This is a genomic window from Deinococcus soli (ex Cha et al. 2016), assembly GCF_001007995.1.
GTDB lineage: Bacteria > Deinococcota > Deinococci > Deinococcales > Deinococcaceae > Deinococcus > Deinococcus soli.
Genome location: NZ_CP011389.1, coordinates 1,175,629 through 1,191,363, shown reverse-complemented (window position 1 = coordinate 1,191,363; position 15,735 = coordinate 1,175,629). Strand labels below are relative to the sequence as shown.

Here is a 15,735-nt window from a genome sequence, read left to right as displayed (position 1 = left end):
CACAGGGGGCGCTCACGGCGTGCCCCCAGTCCGCGAGGGGTCAAGCCACGCCCGCCCACTCCGGGCGGCGCGAACGGCGGGGGTGCTCGGCCTTCCCCGCCGCCCATCATGTGATGAGGGGGCAGGGTTACCGTTGCGCGACAGGGCCGGACTCTCACCGGACTTCCCCCCGCAGCCGTCACCCGCGAGTATAGCGCCGGACGCTACAGCCGCTGCCCGACCGGGACGGCCAGCGTGGACAGCACCTCGGCAAGTTCCCCGGTGATGGCCTTGATCCCCCCGCGCGGCGGGATGGGCGCCCCGAAGCGGACGATCCAGCGCTTGCCGTCGCGGCTGACCCCAGCAGGCAGGATCGGTGCGCGGCCCTTTGCCGCGATCAATGCCACGCCGCCCTGCATTTCATGCCCGCCGCGCGTACCCTGCGGGAAGATCCCGACCGTGCCGTTCGCCTTCAGGATGCGCAGCGACGTGCGCACCGCACCGAGGTCGTTCCCGCTGCGGTCCACCGGGAACGACCCCCCGGCGCGGATGATGTCCCCGATAACCGGGATGAACAGCTCCTTCTTCGCCATGAACTGCAGGAACCGGCCCGGCGGCAGCGCCCGCGCGACCAGAAACGGATCCAGGGCGCTCACGTGATTGGCCGCGACGACCAGCGGCGTGCCGGGCGGCGGCACGTGCTCGCGGCCGTGCACCTCCAGGTGCATGCCGCTGAAGATCACGGGCAGGTACGTGGTGTCCACCACCAGCCGGTACACCCACGGAATGACGGGCGGCGCGGGCGGCTCGGCCGTGGGGGCCTTAGCGGCTGACGGGGCAGCGGGCTTCTCGGGGTGAGCAGCGTCACTCATTGCCCGCAGGATACGCCCGCACCCACGAACTGACCTCCGCGTTCTGGCGCATGCCCGGTGCGCAGGGACCACGCTGACCCTTCCGGTGGTGGTGGGGACAACCGTGGCAGAGCGTGCGGTCTCGCCACCCTGACGGGCGCAGCCTGCGCGGCCATGAATCTCGCAGTGATCGGAGCGGCCGGTGGCGTGGGCTGCCGCGTGGCCGCGCAGGCCGCCGCCGGGCATCAGGTGCGTGCACTGGTACCCACCACGGAACAGGCCGACATGCTCGCGCTGCACGGTGCCGATGCGGTCGTGTGGGCCGCCGGGGCCGGCGCCAGCGGCCACCTCCAGGCCATCGACGGGGACGCCCTGACCGCCGCGACGGCTGAACTCGTCCGCCGCCGCGTCTCGGGCAGTCCGGGGCCGCTGGTGGTGGTCAGTTCCATGGGTCTGGACCGCCCCGAGCAGATGCCGCCCTTCCTGGCCCCCGTGCTGCACTGCACGTCCGAGACGGCCTTGACGCGCAGCACGGCGGCCAGCCCGCTGGCATGGACGGTCGTGCGGCCCGGCGGTCTGACCGACGCCCCCGGCACCGGCAGGGTCAGCGCCGGACTGCCCGCCTACCTGAACGACCTGCGCCGCGCCGGGCAGACCTTCGAGGTGGTCGCCGGGGACACCCCGGTCGCGCAGGCCGTCGCCGAGTTGTAAGGGGGCAGTGGGTTGGGGCTGACCTCCGACCCACCCTCCATTTCCCACCTACTCCTCGTCTTCGTCGCTTCCATCCTCACCGTCGGCCCAGTCTCCGGCCAGCACGGCGCGGACCGCCTCGATGCGCTCGCGGCACTGGGCGTACGCGGCGCGGGCGTCCTCCAGCAGCGGCAGGACGCGGTCGAGGTCGGCCTCTCCGGATTCGAGTTCGGCGGCGATGCGGCTCAGCCGGGCGTACGCCTCCCGGTACGAGGTGGGCTGAGGCTCAGTCATGCTGGCTATGCTACCGCTACGCTGCGCGCATGACCCCCGCCGATTCTGCACCGGCCGCCCTGCCAGTGGCGCACTTCGACCTGACGGCGCTGCCCGGCGCGGCGCGGTACAAGCTGCTCACGGCGACCGTTACGCCCCGCCCGATCGCGTGGGTGAGCACGCTGGGCGAGGGCGGGCACGTGAACCTCGCGCCGTATTCCTTCTTCGGCCTGATGGGCAGCGACCCACCCGTCGTGGCGTTCGCGCCCGGCGACCGGCCCGACGGCACGCCGAAGGACACCGCGCTGAATATCGCCTCTGGCGGCGAGTTCACCGTGAACCTCGTCAGCGAGGCGCTGGCCGTCACCATGAATGCCACCGCCACCGACTTCCCGCACGGGCAGGGGGAACCGGACGCGCTGGGCATTTCCCTCGCGCCGGGCGTGAAGGTCGCGGTGCCGCGCGTGGCCGCCGCGCCCGCCGCGCTGGAATGCCGCGAGGTGCAGACCGTGCTGATCGGCCGCACCCGCATCATCCTGGGCGAGGTGCTGGGCCTGACCCTGCGCTCGGACGCCGTGCAGGACGTCGACCGGCACCACGTGGACACGGGCTTGCTGGACCTGATCGGCCGCATGGGCGGACGCGGCACGTACGCCCGCACGCGCGACACCTTCGTCATCGACCGTATTCCCTTCGAGGAGTGGCAGAAGGGGCAGGGGGACGTGGGGAGTGGGAAGTGAGTTGACGCGGGCGGGTACGCCGCGCACACGCTGTTGACCATCACCCATCACCCGCTTACACCGGTTCCCCGCCCGCTTTCACGCGGGCGTTGTCGGCCCAGACGTAGCGGGCGGCCAGCGTGCGGTACGGGGCCCAGCGGTTCAGGATCTCGGCAGTGGGCGCGTCCGGGTGCAGTCGCGCGAGGCCCTGGCGCAGCGCGAGGTCCCCGAGGCTGAACACGTCCGCGCGGGCCAGGGCGAACATCAGGAACATCTCGGCGGTCCAGCGGCCGATGCCGGGCAGGGGCAGCAGTTCGGTGATCACGGTCTCGTCGTCCTGCCCGCTCAGGTGCGTGAAGTCCACCGCGCCGGTCTTCGCGGCCTGCGCGATGGCCTGCACGGTCCGCACCTTCGCCCATGACAGGCCCGCGCCGCGCAGGGTGTCGCCACTGGCGGCGAGCAGCGTGTCGGCCGTGACCTCCCCCAGGGTGGCCGTCACGCGGGCGTGGATGCTCGCGGCGGCCTTCACGCTCAGCTGTTGACCCGTCACGTTGCGGATCAGTGTCCCGAATGGGTCAGCGGTGGGGGCCAGGACCGGCAGGTCGCCCACCCGGGCGATCACCCCGGCCAGGACGGGGTCGCGGGACAGGTGGGCTGCCGCAGCGGCGTGGTCGGCGAGGGGGGCCTGATGGACGGGCAGGGGCATGCCCTCATTCTCCCAGCCGGGACGCGGGAGCGGTCCCCGGTCAGGGCACGACCGGCGCGTTGCGCGCCTGGACGTTCAGGGCGTAGGCCTGGGTGGGGGGGAGGCTCGTCACGCGGCCGCCCGCCTGCTGGCGGAACTGGACGCGCAGCGTGACCGACCGGGTCGCGGCGCTCCACTCGAACGGCGCGGCGCTGCCCGGCAGCTGATCCGAGGGCGTCAGGTAATCCGCCACGAGGTACGGATTGAACCCGCCCACCGAGGTGAGCCCCGCGAGGCCCTGCATGGCGGCGCAGCCCGCGCCCGTGGCCGTCTCGAAGGTCTGCCCGGCGGCAGGGACACAGTTCACGGGTGTGGTGCCCGAGTCGCCGCTGCGGTACTCGCGCATGACCTGCACGTGGTCTTCCGCCCAGTCGTCCGGGGTCTTGTCAGCCGTGACCTTCGAGCGGGGTTCCATGCGGTACACGAACAGGACGTACTTCGTGACGGCGCCGGTCGTGGGGTTGGTCTCGGGCAGCACGACGGCCAGACAGGGTGAGAGCGCCGAGCAGGTGTTCCCGCTGCCGCTGTTCACGCTGAGCCCCGATGTGGCCACCCGGACCCGCTGCGCCGTGCGGACGCGGTCGCCCACGTACCCGGTCAGGTCGTTCAGTTCCGTCAGGCCGCGCGCGGTGGCGTTCGTGCGGGTGGTGATGTTCAGGGTGCCGGTCTGCCAGTTCGTGATCAGGGCCATCACGACGCCCATGATGCCCAGGGCGAGCAGGATCTCGATCAGGGTCAGCCCTGCTTCGCGCGCGGCGCGCCTCACGAGCCCGCCCCGCCCGGCGTGCCGACCGGACGCCCGAAGTCCAGCGTGAAGGCGTAGGTCGGCTGGCCGCTCCCGGTGCAGCTCAGCGTGACGCGGCGCAGCATCGGGCTGCCGGTGGCGGTCACCCAGGTCGGGACCGGGTTGGTCTGGCTGGTGGTGCAGGTCAGGCCGCCCATCAGGCTGGTGTCGGGCGCGGCGGGCAGCGTGCCCGCGTCGAAGGTGCTCTGGGCGCTGTACCCGGTGCGGACAGATTCCATGAAGGCCTTGGCGGCCACCGTGACGGCCTGGTCGTTCTGGTTGCTGCGGTTCACCTTGAACAGGGTGGGCAGGACGCCCAGCACGGCGATACTCAGCACTGTGAAGATCGCCAGGGCGATCAGCACCTCGATCAGCGTCAGGCCCGCTTCGTGCGTGGTACGGTTCATTTCACGATCACCTTCCCGAAGATGCCCGTGACCCGCACGAGCCGCGTGATGGCCGGGTTGGCCGCCCAGAACACGGTGAATTGTGCCGGGGCGGCGTCCGTGGACCCATAGGGCGCGCGGAACGACAGGCTGTTCGCGCCACTGTCCAGACTGGCCTGCACGCCGGCCGGGAGATTCAGGGTGCGGGTGGTGGGCGTGCCGCTGCAGGTGCTGCCCGGGTAGGAGCGGACCGTCAGGGAGGGGCTGGCGCTGACGGCCGTGAGCAGGACCTCCTGGCAGGTGTTCAGGCGCTTGGCGCCGGTGCGCGCGGCGTTCACGGCCTGCGTGAAGACCTGCGTGCCCTCGCCGACGGCGCTGCTGGCCCGCCAGCGGGTGTAGCTGCCCAGGCCCAGCGCGGCCAGGATGCCCACGATCGCCACGACGATCAGCACTTCCAGCAGCGTGAAACCGGCGGGTCTCACCGTTGCCTCCAGGTGCCCTGGGTGTCGTTCAGCGTCAGGCCGCCACGCGTGTTCATCAGCAATTGACGGAGCTTCACGGCATTGAAGTTGATGTTGAGGCTGCCGGTGATGTCGGTGACGACATCGTCGGTGGTGATGCCCTCGATCGGGCCGCCACGCACGGCGATGGCGCCGTTCACGGTGAGGTTCCCATTGAACTTTCCGCCCTGGTTCCCGCGGAAGTAGATGAAACCGTTGAAGATGGTGTTGCCGTTGACGTTGGAGTTGATGTCGCCGTCCACGATGAGCAGGCCGCTGGAGGTGCTGTTCTTGAGCATGGCGTCGAAGTCCTGCGCGCGGATGCGGCGGATGGCGTTCACCATCGGCGGGAACTTGCCGCTGGCATCCGGGTAGGACAGCGGCACGAGCTCGTTCAGCTGCGTGTCGGTCATGCCCAGCAGCTGCTGCGTGAAGAACTTGTCGGCTTCCAGCGCCGATCCGTTCGTGAGCAGTGGATCGGCGGCGCCCTCGCACTTGACGCTGGTGTTCGGTTTGGTGCCGGTGATCACGCAGTCTTGACTGCCGTCCATGGTGAAGTTACTCAGGGCCTTGTCGGTGTCCTTCACGTCGATGGCGTTGGCGCTGCGCATGGCGGACAGGTCGCGGGTGATCTCGGTGCCCTCGGGGATGGCGGCGGGCTGCCCGGCCTGCCAGTCCAGGACCAGCCCGTCGGGGCCGCTGCCGCTGCTGCTGATCGCGGTGACGGTCGCCTTGAAGCCGCCGACGGTGACGACTTCCCCGGGCGTGAAGTCCGCGGCGTTCGACACGCGCTGCGTGAGGGGATCGGTGACGCTGGTGGTCGTCTGGGCGGCCGCGTTCAGGATCAGGTCCACGCCGGTCCCGGCGGTGGCGGCCAGCGCGGTCGCGAGTGGGCCGGGCACGCTGGTCAGGCTCAGCTGCGCGCCGCTGATGCCGTCCACCCGGAAGCGCTGCCCGGCGGTACCGGCGGGAACCTGCACGTAGTCGCCCCTGGTCAGGCCGCTGGCGTCGGTGACGGTCACGGTCACGACGCTGCTGCCCAGCGCGGCGCTGACGCCGGTCCCGGCCAGCGTGGTGATCTGGCCGCGGTTCGACTGCCCGGTGATGGTCGCGTTGCCGTTGGCGTTGATGCGCGGCAGCGAGGTCAGGGCGGCGCGCAGCCGCATGCCGGTGGACAGGTAGACCGGTTTCAGGGTGAAGTCCTGCAGCGCGATCTTGACGGCGCCCGCGGCGCTGCCGCGTGACTCGACGGTGAAGGTGTCGGCGCTGTTCGGGGTGAAGGTCAACGTGGCGGGAAACAGGGCCGCTTCGGGGTCGCTGTTCAGGCCGCCCAGCCAGGTCTGCAGGTCCGTCTGGGTGCTGCCGGTGTACGGCGTGCTGGTCAGGCGGCGGTTGACGCGCACCATGACGGTGTTCAGGCCGCTCTCGGCGGCGAGCAGCGCCTGGTACGCGCGGCGTTCCTCGGCGCCGCCGCTGCGCGCGCCGGTGACCAGGGTGGCGCTGGTCATGACGATGATCATCAGGACGATCCCGGTGAACAGCAGGGTGACGACCAGTGCCACCCCCTGCTCAGGTCTGCTGAACCTCCCCCCATGAGACGTGTTCATGCCTTCACGGTACGTCCGCGCGGCTGTGGAAAATACCTCAAACTGGGCAGTGACCACCCGTTCAGGTACACACCCGGTCAGGGGGGCGACGGGTGGTCGGGTGCGGTTCTCAGCGGGGCGTGATCAGGTACGCCAGTCCGCCGGAGTGACCCAGCCACAGCCGTTCGAACGCGGCGCGCGGGTAGGTGCGGCGCACGCCCGCGTCGGTGGGGGCGGCCGGGTCGTTCAGGACCGGGTTGCCCTGCGCGTCGAAGCCGGTCAGGACCATCAGGTGCCCGCCCGAGCTGGGCAGGGGCGCGCCCGGGAGTTCCCCGGCCTTCCAGCCCAGGCTGACGGCCAGCGGGGTGCCCTGCGCGGTGAACGTCTCGGCGGCGGCGAGGCTGGGCAGGCGCAGCACGACCGAGCGCATGCCGCGCGCCCCGGCGTACGCGGCATTGAAGGCCCAGTTGCCGGTGCCGTCGTACACCCGGTCGAAGGTGCCGCGCGCCGCGTCGGGTACGCTGACGTTCACGCCGTGCTTGGCGAGGATCATGGAGACGCTGGTGGGACTGCACCAGACCTCCCCGCCGTCCGGGTAGAGCATCTGCGAGCGCTGCGGCACCCTCACTTCCTTGCCCCACGCGGCGCGGTTGCCGGGGGTGCCCAGGGCCTCGCTGCGGCGGGCGCGGTCACTGGTGTTCAGCGCCACGAGCCGCACGGCGGTCCCGGCGCCGCGCAGCGTCACGCGGTACTGCACGGCGCTGGACTTGGCGGTCAGGCGCAGCGTGTCGGTCAGGACCTGCCCGGCGCGGTCCTTCTGCCCGTCCAGGCTGGCGCGGTCCCCGGCGTCGCTCCAGGTGCCGAAGCTGAACCAGCGGGTCCAGCCGCCGGCGTTCTGCGCGCGGACCTCCACGCTGACGCTGCCGCGTGCGGGCGTCACGGCGTTCCACGAGGGGACCAGTTCGTCGAAGGCGGGTACCCGCAGGGGCGCGGACGTCCAGGTGCCGCTCGTCGCGCCGGGCGCGAGGCTCAGGCCGGCGGCGCCCGCGACCGCGCCGCGTCCCTCGCCGCCGGCCCAGTCGCCGGGCTGCTCGTGGATGGTGGTGGTGGAGTTCGGGTACGTCATCGTCAGGGCCTCCGCGCCCGGCGCGAGCAGGGACGCTGAAAGAACGAGGGCCGGCAGGAGGGAGCCGCGGTACATGTGTGCCCCGGATGATGCCGCCTGGGCCGCGCGCTGTGGTGAGTGGCGCGGTGGCAAGTGGTATTGCCGCGTGCGGAAGTGCTGGAATGCCCGCATGACCCCGAACCTCACCCTGACCGGCATCCCTGGCGTGCGCGTGGGCCACTGGACGCACGCCCAGGCCCGCACGGGCTGCACCGCGATCCTGCTGCCCCCGGCGGGTGCGGTGGCGTCCGCGTCGTTCCTGGGCCCCAGCCCGGGCACGCGCGAGGGCGTGCTGCTCGCCCCGGAGAAGAAGGTGGAGCGCATTCACGCGCTGCTCCTGACGGGCGGGAGTGCCTTCGGGCTCGCGGCGGCGTCGGGCGTGGTGCGGGTGCTGGAGGAACGTGGCGTGGGCCATGAGACGCCCTGGGCGCGCGTGCCGATCGTGCCCGCCGCCGTGATCTACGACCTGGGCGTGGGCCGCGCGGACGTCCGCCCTGGCGACGCCGAGGGGGAACAGGCGGCCCGCGCGGCCAGCAGCGATCCCGTACCGCGTGGACGGGTGGGGGCGGGCACCGGGGCGACCGCCGGGAAGTACCTGGGCCGCGGCGCGGTGCCGGGCGGGCTGGGCAGCGTCCTGCTGGAACGGCACGGGGTGCGGGTGGGGGCGCTGGCGGTCGTGAACCCGATCGGGGATGTGCTGGACGAGCAGGGCGGGGTGCTGGCCGGGCCGGGCGTGGGGCCGGGCGCGGCGGCGTTCACGCCGGGCGACGCGGAGAACACCACGCTCGTCGCGGTCGTCACCGAGCACGCCCTGAGCAAGGCGGAGTGCCGGCGGCTGGCGGACGCGGCGCAGGCGGCGCTGTCGCGCGTGATTCACCCCAGCCACACCTTCTGGGATGGGGACAGCGCGTTCATGGTGAGCACGGGGGCGCTCCCGGCGGCCGATCCGCTGCTGCTGGGCGCCCTGGTGCAGGAGGCGGTGTGCGCGGCGGTGCGGGACGCGGTGCGCTGCTCAGCGGAATTCAGGGGTGGTGAGGGTACTTCTCGGCACCCCTGAAACGAGCGAAGCGAGAAGCCGTCAAGACCAGCGGTTGGAAGTGGAGCCCAGGGGCGTGCCGTTGGCGCCTGGGCGGAACTGGAAACCGCTGCTCGAACCCGACATCGCACTAGAAGTACGTTGTGTAACATGCTCATATGAGCAGAGAAGGCTATGTCCGTGACCTCCGCGCGCTGATCGGTCCGCGCCCCGTCAACCTGATCGGCGTCGCCGCGCTGATCACCGACCTGCACGGGCACCTGCTGCTCGCGCGGCGCGTGAACGCCGACCGCTGGGGCCTCATCGCGGGCCTCAGCGAACTGGGCGAATCACCGGATACCACCCTGCGCCGCGAGGTCCACGAGGAGAGCCGCCTGACCGTCAAGGGCGCGCACCTGATCGACCTGCTCGCCCCGGCCGGGCTCAGCGAGGCTCCGAACGGCGACCAGTTCTTCGCGTATACCGCCGCGTACCGCGTGACCGGCTGGCACGGCACCCCGCAGCCCGACGGGCATGAACTCGCCGACCTGCGCTTCTTCCCGCGAGCCGACCTCCCGCACCTCCCGCTGACCCGCCTGGGCCGCGCCGCCCTGGCATGGACCGCGTGACATACATCCGCGACCTGCGCGCCCGCACCGGCCCGATGCCGCTGATCCTGTCCGGCGCGTGCGCGCTGCTGCTGCGCGGCGAGGAGGTCCTGCTGCAACGGCGCAGCGACACCGGCGGCTGGGGCACACCGGGCGGGCTGTGCGAACCCGGCGAGTCCCTGGAGGACACGCTGCGCCGCGAGGTGCATGAAGAGACCGGCCTGACCGTCCTGGACTCCCTCCTGTTCACGGTGGTCAGCGGGCCGGACACCTTCGTGCGCCTGCCGAACGGCGACGAGTTCTATCAGGTGTCCGCCGCGTACGTGGTGCGCCGCTGGGTGGGGGTGCCCCACGCGGACGGGCTGGAGGGCACCGAACTTCGCTTCTGGCCACTGGACGCCCTGCCCCACGGGCTGGGGCCGGTGGACCGCGCGGCGCTGGCGCACCTGCGCGTGTGCATGGGCGTGCTCTAACCGGTCCGGGTGAAGGTCAGGCGCAGGGTGGTCAGTCGGAACCCGGCGCGGCGGATGTTGCGTTCGCTGGCGCTGCCGGGCGTGGCGAACACGCTGGCGAGCGCCGCGCCCTGCGTGTGGGCGGCGTGCAGGCGCGCGGCGAGCAGCGCGGTCTGCACACCCAGGCCCCGGCGGTCTGGCACGGTGGACGTGCCGAACAGCGCCGCGACGCCTGCTGTCAGGCCCAGCGCGGCGGTTCCGGCTGGCTGTCCGTCCACGTGGGCCTGGTACAGCCCCGTGCCGGGCAGGTGCGCCACGACCCGCATGACCGCCTCGCTGCCGGGGCCGAAGCCCTGCGCGGAGAGGGCCGCCCAGTCGTCCGGATCGTCGCTGCGGCGCACGTCCAGAGTGGGAGCCGGGGGGAGGTCGCGCAGGTCGTGGGTGTAGGCGTGCAGCACGTACGTCAGGGCGTAGCCGCGCGCGGTCAGGGGCGGCAGGACCTCGTTCACGGCGGGGGACAGCAGGTGCAGCGTGGCGGGCATGTCGTGCGCGGCACTGAACGCCTCGAAGTCCAGCAGGTCCGCTTCCGTGAGGGACGCACTCCCGTCGTGCCACGCGCTGTTCAGCGGCAGGCCCGGACCGTGGTGCGCGGCGACCAGCGGGCCAAATTCGGCGCGCGTGCCGCCCCGCCCGTGGGCGGCGGCCTCGGCCCGCGCAAGCTGCCGGATGAAATCATTCATGAGGACCAGCCTAGCGGCTGCGGGGGGCAGCGAGGGGACGGCCTTAGGCCAGCCTTGACCTTGTGACGCATCGCCCCGTTGCCGGATGCTGCGTGGGTGAACGATGGGTCATGATCGCCTTCCACCCTCACCTGTTCGTCCGCATCGTGGAACTCGATGGGCCGCGCGCACCAATGCCCCGGCCCCTGTCCAGCGGCTTCAGCGAGGGCCGCGCCTACCGCGTGCTGGGGGTGTATAACCCGTCCGAGTCGTCGGACGCGTACTTCATCCTCCCGAACGACCGGGACGAGATGTGGTTCATCTGCCAGCGGCACCTGCGCTTCGCGGGGCTGCACGACACGTCTGCGCATCACCTGGACCTGGGTGACGTGCACGCGACCGCCGCCGACTGACCGGGACGCTGCATAGAGGTGGATTAAACGGGTCGGCTCTCCCGCGTGCCGGGGGCCGTTACCCTGGGGCGCATGACTGCGCCTGCCTCCTCCCATGCGTTCGTGTCCCTGGTCGGCGCTGGGCCCGGCGACGCGGGCCTGCTGACCCTGCGGGGACGTGAGGCGCTGGAGCAGGCCGAGGTGGTGCTGTTCGACTACCTCGCCAACCCGGACCTGCTGCGCTTCGCCCCGCAGGCCGAGACGATCTACGTGGGCAAGAAGGGCTTCTCCGAGTACATCCGGCAGGAGCAGATCAACGACCTGCTGGTGCGCAAGGCCCTGGAGGGGTGTGGGCGGCGCGTGGTGCGCCTGAAGGGCGGGGACGTGTTCGTGTTCGGCCGCGGCGGCGAGGAGGCCGAGGCGTGCGTGCAGGCCGGGATTCCCTTCGAGGTCGTACCCGGCGTGAGCAGCGCCCTGGCCGTGCCGGCCTACGCCGGCATTCCCGTCACGCACCGCGATCTGGCGCAGTCGTTCGCGGTCCTGACCGGGAACACGCGGGGCGGCAGCGCGCACTACGGGCGGCTGTCGGGCGTGGACACGCTGGTGCTGCTGATGGGCGTGAGGAACCTGGAGGGCATCGCCACTGAATTGATTGACGCGGGCCGCGCCCCGGAAACGCCCGCCGCGACCATCCAGTGGGGCACCACCCCACAGCAGCGCAGCGTGACCGGCACCCTGGCGACCATCGCGGACCGGGTCCGCGAGGCGGGTCTGGAGGCCCCGGCCGTGACCGTGGTGGGGGAGGTGGTGCGCCTGCACGACCCGCTGCGCTGGTTCCAGGCGGCGCAGGGGGCGCGCGGGCCGCTGGCGGGGCAGACGGTCGCCGTGACCCGCACCCGCGTGGGCGCCAGCGACCTGTCCGAGCGGCTGCGCGCGCGGGGCGCGAGCGTGCTGGAGGTCCCGCTGATCCGCTTCGCGCCGACCTCGCAGCCGGAGGCGCTGCACGCCCGCCTGCGCGACCTGAGCGGCGTGGCGTGGCTGCTGCTGACCAGCAACCAGGCGGTCGCGGCGCTGTTCGAGCACCTGGACGCGCTGGGCCTGGACGCCCGGCACCTCGCGGGCACGCGGCTGGCGGCGGTGGGCCCCAGCACGGCCCGGTCCCTCGCGGAGCGTGGCCTGCGCGCGGACTTCGTGCCCAGCGTGGCGGGCGCGCGGCACCTGGGCGCGCAGATTCCCGCCACGCCGGACGGCGGGACGCTGCTGCACCTCACCTCGCAGCTGGCCGAGGATCACCTGGAACGCGCCCTGGCCGCGCGCGGCCTGCCGTACGGGCGGGCAGAACTGTACCGCACCGAACCCGCCCGGCCCGACGACCTGAGCATGGACCGCCTGCGCGGCGCGGCCGTGGTGACCCTGGCGTCCGGCAGCGCCGCGCGGCACCTCGCGGCCCTGGCCGGGACGGACTTCCGCGTGGCGGCGATGGGCGAGCAGACGGCCGAGGCGGCGCGCGAGGCGGGCTTCACGCGCGTGACGGTGGCGGCCGTGCCGACGCTGGACGCCCTGGCCGACGCGGCCGAGGCCGCCCTGCGGGCGGGGGATGGGCAATAGGGGATGGATGACGGGGCCGACCCCGCCGTCCGCGCACCGCGTCCCCCGCGTTCCGCGCGCAGTGACGAATCTGGGGTGCAATCGCGTCCCAGTCGTCTTTCTTACCGATCGGTCGGGGACGGCTGCCCCGCGCCCGGCACGCTATGCTGCGCCACGTGAGTTTCCTCCCAGCCTTCCTTGATCTTCGCGGCGTGCGCGTCGTCGTGGTCGGCGGGGGAGAGGTCGCGCTGCGCCGCACCCGCACCCTGCTGGACGCCGGGGCGCAGGTGCAGGTCGTCGCGCCCGAGCAGCACCCGGACTTCGCGGCGCTGCCCGTGACAGCCCTGACCCGTCACTACCGGCGGGGCGACCTGAGCGGCGCGGCGCTGGTCGTCGCCGCCACGAGCTCCGCCGACGTGAACGACGCCGTGGTGCGCGACGCGCGCGCGCAGGGTTCCCTGGTGAACGACGCCGGGGACGCCCCGCGCGGCAACTGGCGTTTCCCCGCGCAGGCCCGTCGCGCGGGCGTGCAGGTGGCCGTCACCAGCGGCCGGGAGCTGCCCCTGCTGGCCCAGGCAATTGCCGAACGCGTCGCGTCCCTGCTGCCCGACGAGGCCACCCTGGACGGCTGGGCCGCCCGCCGCGAGATCGCCCTGACCCAGCCTGAAACCGTGCGGGCCGCCACGCTGGACGCCCTGCGCCGCGACATCCGCCAATCCGTGGGGCTCGCGTGACGCTCGCCTGCCCCACCGCGCACGCCCTGCTCACCCGCACGGGCACGCACGCCCCGCAGGCGCTGGATTTCGTGGTCGTCGGCCTGAACCACCAGACCGCCCCGGTCGAGGTCCGCGAACGCGCCGCCGTGCGAGCCGGGCATGAGGGCACCCTGCTCTCGCACCTGTGCGGCTACGCGCAGGAGGTCATGCTGCTCGCCACCTGCAACCGCACCGAGGTGTACATGGCGGGCGTCAGCGGCGACCCCCGCGCCGCCTTCGAGGGCGCCTGGGCGCAGGACCTCGGCGAGCACCTGTACGTCCACACCGGCGAGGCCGCCGTCACGCACCTGTACCGCGTCGCCGCTGGCCTCGACAGCCTCGTCATCGGCGAGACGCAGATCCAGGGGCAGGTCAAACGCGCCTGGATGGACGCCCGCGAACGCGGCCTGACCGGCACCACCCTGAACAAGGTCGCGCAGGGCGCCCTGGCCGCCGGGAAACGCGTGCGCTTCGAGACCGGCATGAGCGACAAGATCGTCAGTGTCTCCAGCGCCGCCGTGGAACTCGCGCAGGCGGCCCTGGGCAGCCTCGCGGGCCGCACCGCCCTGATCATCGGTGCGGGCGAGACCGCCGAACTGACTCTCACGCACCTGCGCGCCGCCGGGGTCGAGGACGTCATCGTCGTGAACCGCACCGTGGAACGCGCCCGGCAGCTCGCCGAGAAACTCGGGGGACGCCCCTGCGCCGCCGACTACCTCGAGGAGGTCCTGCCCGAGGCCGACGTCCTGATCGCCTCCAGCGGCGCGCCCCACTACGTCCTGGGTGCCGGGGGCGTGAACGCCGCGCTGCGCCAGCGGCCGGGCCGCCCGATGTTCCTCATCGACATCAGCGTGCCGCGCATCCTGAACCCCGACATCGCCGGGGTGCCCGGCGCGCACCTGCACAACCTCGACGACCTGACCGGCATCGTGGCGCGCAACATGCAGAGCCGCCGCGCCGCGCTGCCGCACGCGAACGCCATCGTCCGCGACGCCGCCGCCGACCTCAGCCGCTGGCACCTGACCCGGCAGGCCCGGCAGCGCGAACTGGCCCTCGCCAGCGACTGACCGCAGCAGCGGAGATGACCCCAGGCTTCACACCAGGGGTCATCGCCTGCTCGTGTTCCCGCCCGAACAGCGCCCGCGACGGGCCAGTACAGGCTGCGTGGGTGAGTGATGACGGGTGCGGGGGGTGCCTTGCGATCCGCGTTCCACATGCCGCGCGCCGCATCCCGTACCCTGGGCGGCATGTGGACCCGGATTCCCTCCAGCAGCCTGCGCGTGACCGGCGCGGACCGCGTGGATTTCGTGCACGGTCAGATGACGAACAACCTCCGCGCGGCGCCCACGCCGGGGCTGGTGCCCTGCGCGTTCCTGAACGTGCGGGGGCAGATCGAGCAGTTCGCCCGCGCGTACCGCCGCGAGCAGGACGTGTACCTGCACCTGGACGCCAATCAGGCCGGGGCGCTGGCCGCGCGGCTGCGGCGGTACATCATCTTCGATCAGGTGGAGGTGCAGGACGTCACCGACGAGCTGCGGACCGTGCACGTCTGGCCCGGCTCGGCCCTGCCCGGCTGGCAGGCGGACGGCGGGGAGGCGCAGACCTTCGAACTGGCCGGGAGCACTGTCCTGGCGGGCCGCGTCAACCGCACGGGCGCGGCGGGCATGGACCTGCACTACCTCGCCCGGCACGAGGAGGCGGTGCTGGCTGCCCTGCCCGGCACCGAGACGCCCCTGGCCGCACTGGACGCCGCGCGCGTGCAGGCGGGCATCCCGGACATCACGCGGGACGCCCTGAGCGGCACCCTCCCGCAGGAGGTCGGCCTGGACCTGACCGGGCCCCTGCCGGCCATCAGCTACCGCAAGGGCTGTTACGTGGGGCAGGAGATCATGGCCCGCCTGGAGGCACGCGGGAACGCCCGCTACCACCTCGTGCGACTGACTGGCGCGGGGCCCTGGGAGGCGGGTGCGGAGATCACGGCGGACGGGAAGGTCGTCGGTCAGGCCGGACTGCACGCGGGGAGCGGCAGTGTGGCCCGTCTGCGCAAGGAACTCCCGGACGGCGCGGAGGTACAGGTGGCCGGGCAGCCCGCGACCGTCACGCTCATCACCGCGCATGCTTGACGCCCTGACCCGCGACCTGCGAGGCGGGGACGCCGCCGGGCACCTGCGCGCCGCGCGGCGCGCCCACCTACTCGCGTTCCTGACCCTGGCCGCCCCGGGTCTGCCGCTGGGGGCGCTGCTGGCCCTGCTGCGGCCCCTGCGGGTCGAGGGGCTGGCGACGCAGGGCGGCGTGCTGCTGCTGGTCATCCTGCTGGCGGGCGTGGCGTGGCACCTCGCGCGCCGCACTGCCCGCGACGAGACGTTGCCCGTCCCGCAGCGCGCCCTGGCCGGGGCGATGCAGGCCGCCACGGCACCGGGGCTCGCGTTTCTGGTGGGCTGCGCGTTCCTGGCCGCGCCATTGTTCGCGGCGCTGCTGTGGACGTTTGCGCTGATCCTGTTCGTCCTGACCCGTCCCCGCTGACCCGGC

General features: G+C 72.7%; 20 protein-coding genes and 1 riboswitch. Of the genes, 11 read left to right on the top strand and 9 right to left on the bottom strand.

What is annotated here, in order from left to right; translation table 11 throughout:
- Positions 1–80 precede the first annotated feature (80 nt).
- Positions 81–169: riboswitch (cobalamin riboswitch) on the bottom strand.
- A gap of 34 nt (positions 170–203) precedes the next feature.
- Positions 204–851: a lysophospholipid acyltransferase family protein gene (locus SY84_RS05935; RefSeq protein WP_046843247.1), complete on the bottom strand. Its 648-nt coding sequence runs from the start codon at positions 849–851 to the stop codon at positions 204–206.
- Between the two features lie 153 nt (positions 852–1,004).
- Here SY84_RS05935 and SY84_RS05930 point away from each other — a divergent pair, with 153 nt between their 5' ends.
- Entirely contained in the window at positions 1,005–1,541 is a 537-nt protein-coding gene (locus SY84_RS05930) for an NAD(P)H-binding protein (RefSeq protein WP_052751056.1), read from the top strand.
- Between the two features lie 48 nt (positions 1,542–1,589).
- Here SY84_RS05930 and xseB read toward each other — a convergent pair whose 3' ends face one another.
- Positions 1,590–1,814, bottom strand: a complete 225-nt coding sequence (gene xseB / locus SY84_RS05925) for an exodeoxyribonuclease VII small subunit (RefSeq protein WP_046843246.1) — start codon at positions 1,812–1,814, stop codon at positions 1,590–1,592.
- A gap of 29 nt (positions 1,815–1,843) precedes the next feature.
- Between xseB and SY84_RS05920 the strand changes: the two genes are divergently transcribed.
- The gene (locus SY84_RS05920; protein ID WP_046843245.1) at positions 1,844–2,533 is read left to right on the top strand and encodes a flavin reductase family protein; all 690 of its coding nucleotides are present in this window, start codon (positions 1,844–1,846) and stop codon (positions 2,531–2,533) included.
- A gap of 55 nt (positions 2,534–2,588) precedes the next feature.
- Here SY84_RS05920 and SY84_RS05915 read toward each other — a convergent pair whose 3' ends face one another.
- The 6 genes from SY84_RS05915 to SY84_RS05890 all read right to left on the bottom strand — a co-directional run bounded on the left by SY84_RS05915 (position 2,589) and on the right by SY84_RS05890 (position 7,714).
- Entirely contained in the window at positions 2,589–3,218 is a 630-nt protein-coding gene (locus SY84_RS05915) for a DNA-3-methyladenine glycosylase family protein (RefSeq protein WP_046843244.1), read from the bottom strand.
- 40 nt (positions 3,219–3,258) lie between these two features.
- On the bottom strand, positions 3,259–4,023 hold the full coding sequence (locus SY84_RS05910) for a PulJ/GspJ family protein (RefSeq protein WP_046843243.1): 765 nt from the start codon (positions 4,021–4,023) through the stop codon (positions 3,259–3,261).
- The gene (locus SY84_RS15810; protein ID WP_052751055.1) at positions 4,020–4,448 is read right to left on the bottom strand and encodes a prepilin-type N-terminal cleavage/methylation domain-containing protein; all 429 of its coding nucleotides are present in this window, start codon (positions 4,446–4,448) and stop codon (positions 4,020–4,022) included. Before SY84_RS15810 ends, SY84_RS05910 begins: the two co-directional genes overlap by 4 nt.
- The gene (locus SY84_RS16445) at positions 4,445–4,909 is read right to left on the bottom strand and encodes a pilus assembly FimT family protein (RefSeq protein ID WP_046843242.1); all 465 of its coding nucleotides are present in this window, start codon (positions 4,907–4,909) and stop codon (positions 4,445–4,447) included. Before SY84_RS16445 ends, SY84_RS15810 begins: the two co-directional genes overlap by 4 nt.
- Positions 4,906–6,534 carry a pilus assembly PilX family protein gene (locus tag SY84_RS16440; RefSeq protein ID WP_157882905.1) on the bottom strand — a complete coding sequence of 543 codons (1,629 nt, stop codon included), beginning with the start codon at positions 6,532–6,534 and terminating at the stop codon, positions 4,906–4,908. Before SY84_RS16440 ends, SY84_RS16445 begins: the two co-directional genes overlap by 4 nt.
- A 109-nt stretch (positions 6,535–6,643) precedes the next feature.
- Entirely contained in the window at positions 6,644–7,714 is a 1,071-nt protein-coding gene (locus tag SY84_RS05890; RefSeq protein WP_046843240.1) for a peptidase C39 family protein, read from the bottom strand.
- 94 nt (positions 7,715–7,808) lie between these two features.
- Between SY84_RS05890 and SY84_RS05885 the strand changes: the two genes are divergently transcribed.
- From SY84_RS05885 to SY84_RS05875, 3 genes are all read left to right on the top strand, one after another.
- Complete coding sequence (locus SY84_RS05885; protein ID WP_046843239.1) at positions 7,809–8,735, top strand: P1 family peptidase; 927 nt, start codon at positions 7,809–7,811, stop codon at positions 8,733–8,735.
- Positions 8,736–8,872: 137 nt separating this feature from the next.
- Positions 8,873–9,322 carry an NUDIX domain-containing protein gene (locus SY84_RS05880; protein ID WP_046843238.1) on the top strand — a complete coding sequence of 150 codons (450 nt, stop codon included), beginning with the start codon at positions 8,873–8,875 and terminating at the stop codon, positions 9,320–9,322.
- On the top strand, positions 9,310–9,774 hold the full coding sequence (locus SY84_RS05875) for an NUDIX hydrolase (protein WP_052751054.1): 465 nt from the start codon (positions 9,310–9,312) through the stop codon (positions 9,772–9,774). The genes SY84_RS05880 and SY84_RS05875 overlap by 13 nt, the downstream gene beginning before the upstream one ends.
- Here the strand turns inward: SY84_RS05875 and SY84_RS05870 are convergent.
- Positions 9,771–10,493 (bottom strand): hypothetical protein, encoded by a 723-nt coding sequence (locus tag SY84_RS05870; protein ID WP_046843237.1) that lies wholly within the window; start codon positions 10,491–10,493, stop codon positions 9,771–9,773. The genes SY84_RS05875 and SY84_RS05870 overlap by 4 nt on opposite strands.
- 110 nt (positions 10,494–10,603) lie before the next feature.
- Here SY84_RS05870 and SY84_RS05865 point away from each other — a divergent pair, with 110 nt between their 5' ends.
- The 6 genes from SY84_RS05865 (at position 10,604) to SY84_RS05840 (ending at position 15,729) form a co-directional block, all read left to right on the top strand.
- On the top strand, positions 10,604–10,885 hold the full coding sequence (locus SY84_RS05865) for a hypothetical protein (RefSeq protein WP_046843236.1): 282 nt from the start codon (positions 10,604–10,606) through the stop codon (positions 10,883–10,885).
- A gap of 72 nt (positions 10,886–10,957) precedes the next feature.
- Complete coding sequence (gene cobA, locus SY84_RS05860; RefSeq protein ID WP_046843235.1) at positions 10,958–12,472, top strand: uroporphyrinogen-III C-methyltransferase; 1,515 nt, start codon at positions 10,958–10,960, stop codon at positions 12,470–12,472.
- A 155-nt stretch (positions 12,473–12,627) separates the two neighbouring features.
- Positions 12,628–13,185, top strand: coding sequence for a precorrin-2 dehydrogenase/sirohydrochlorin ferrochelatase family protein (locus SY84_RS05855; protein ID WP_245621418.1), 558 nt, complete (start codon positions 12,628–12,630; stop codon positions 13,183–13,185).
- Positions 13,182–14,273, top strand: coding sequence for a glutamyl-tRNA reductase (gene hemA, locus SY84_RS05850; protein ID WP_046843233.1), 1,092 nt, complete (start codon positions 13,182–13,184; stop codon positions 14,271–14,273). Before SY84_RS05855 ends, hemA begins: the two co-directional genes overlap by 4 nt.
- 180 nt (positions 14,274–14,453) lie before the next feature.
- Positions 14,454–15,329: a YgfZ/GcvT domain-containing protein gene (locus tag SY84_RS05845; protein WP_046843232.1), complete on the top strand. Its 876-nt coding sequence runs from the start codon at positions 14,454–14,456 to the stop codon at positions 15,327–15,329.
- Entirely contained in the window at positions 15,322–15,729 is a 408-nt protein-coding gene (locus SY84_RS05840) for a hypothetical protein (RefSeq protein WP_046843231.1), read from the top strand. The genes SY84_RS05845 and SY84_RS05840 overlap by 8 nt, the downstream gene beginning before the upstream one ends.
- The last annotated feature ends 6 nt before the right edge of the window (positions 15,730–15,735 follow it).

Coding starts and splice junctions, on each gene's coding strand:
- SY84_RS05935 (WP_046843247.1), bottom strand. CDS start 851: ATGAGTGACGCTGCTCACCCCGAGAAGCCCGCTGCCCCGTCAGCCGCT.
- SY84_RS05930 (WP_052751056.1), top strand. CDS start 1,005: ATGAATCTCGCAGTGATCGGAGCGGCCGGTGGCGTGGGCTGCCGCGTG.
- xseB (WP_046843246.1), bottom strand. CDS start 1,814: ATGACTGAGCCTCAGCCCACCTCGTACCGGGAGGCGTACGCCCGGCTG.
- SY84_RS05920 (WP_046843245.1), top strand. CDS start 1,844: ATGACCCCCGCCGATTCTGCACCGGCCGCCCTGCCAGTGGCGCACTTC.
- SY84_RS05915 (WP_046843244.1), bottom strand. CDS start 3,218: ATGCCCCTGCCCGTCCATCAGGCCCCCCTCGCCGACCACGCCGCTGCG.
- SY84_RS15810 (WP_052751055.1), bottom strand. CDS start 4,448: ATGAACCGTACCACGCACGAAGCGGGCCTGACGCTGATCGAGGTGCTG.
- SY84_RS16440 (WP_157882905.1), bottom strand. CDS start 6,534: ATGAACACGTCTCATGGGGGGAGGTTCAGCAGACCTGAGCAGGGGGTG.
- SY84_RS05890 (WP_046843240.1), bottom strand. CDS start 7,714: ATGTACCGCGGCTCCCTCCTGCCGGCCCTCGTTCTTTCAGCGTCCCTG.
- SY84_RS05885 (WP_046843239.1), top strand. CDS start 7,809: ATGACCCCGAACCTCACCCTGACCGGCATCCCTGGCGTGCGCGTGGGC.
- SY84_RS05880 (WP_046843238.1), top strand. CDS start 8,873: ATGAGCAGAGAAGGCTATGTCCGTGACCTCCGCGCGCTGATCGGTCCG.
- SY84_RS05875 (WP_052751054.1), top strand. CDS start 9,310: ATGGACCGCGTGACATACATCCGCGACCTGCGCGCCCGCACCGGCCCG.
- SY84_RS05870 (WP_046843237.1), bottom strand. CDS start 10,493: ATGAATGATTTCATCCGGCAGCTTGCGCGGGCCGAGGCCGCCGCCCAC.
- SY84_RS05865 (WP_046843236.1), top strand. CDS start 10,604: ATGATCGCCTTCCACCCTCACCTGTTCGTCCGCATCGTGGAACTCGAT.
- cobA (WP_046843235.1), top strand. CDS start 10,958: ATGACTGCGCCTGCCTCCTCCCATGCGTTCGTGTCCCTGGTCGGCGCT.
- SY84_RS05845 (WP_046843232.1), top strand. CDS start 14,454: ATGTGGACCCGGATTCCCTCCAGCAGCCTGCGCGTGACCGGCGCGGAC.
- SY84_RS05840 (WP_046843231.1), top strand. CDS start 15,322: ATGCTTGACGCCCTGACCCGCGACCTGCGAGGCGGGGACGCCGCCGGG.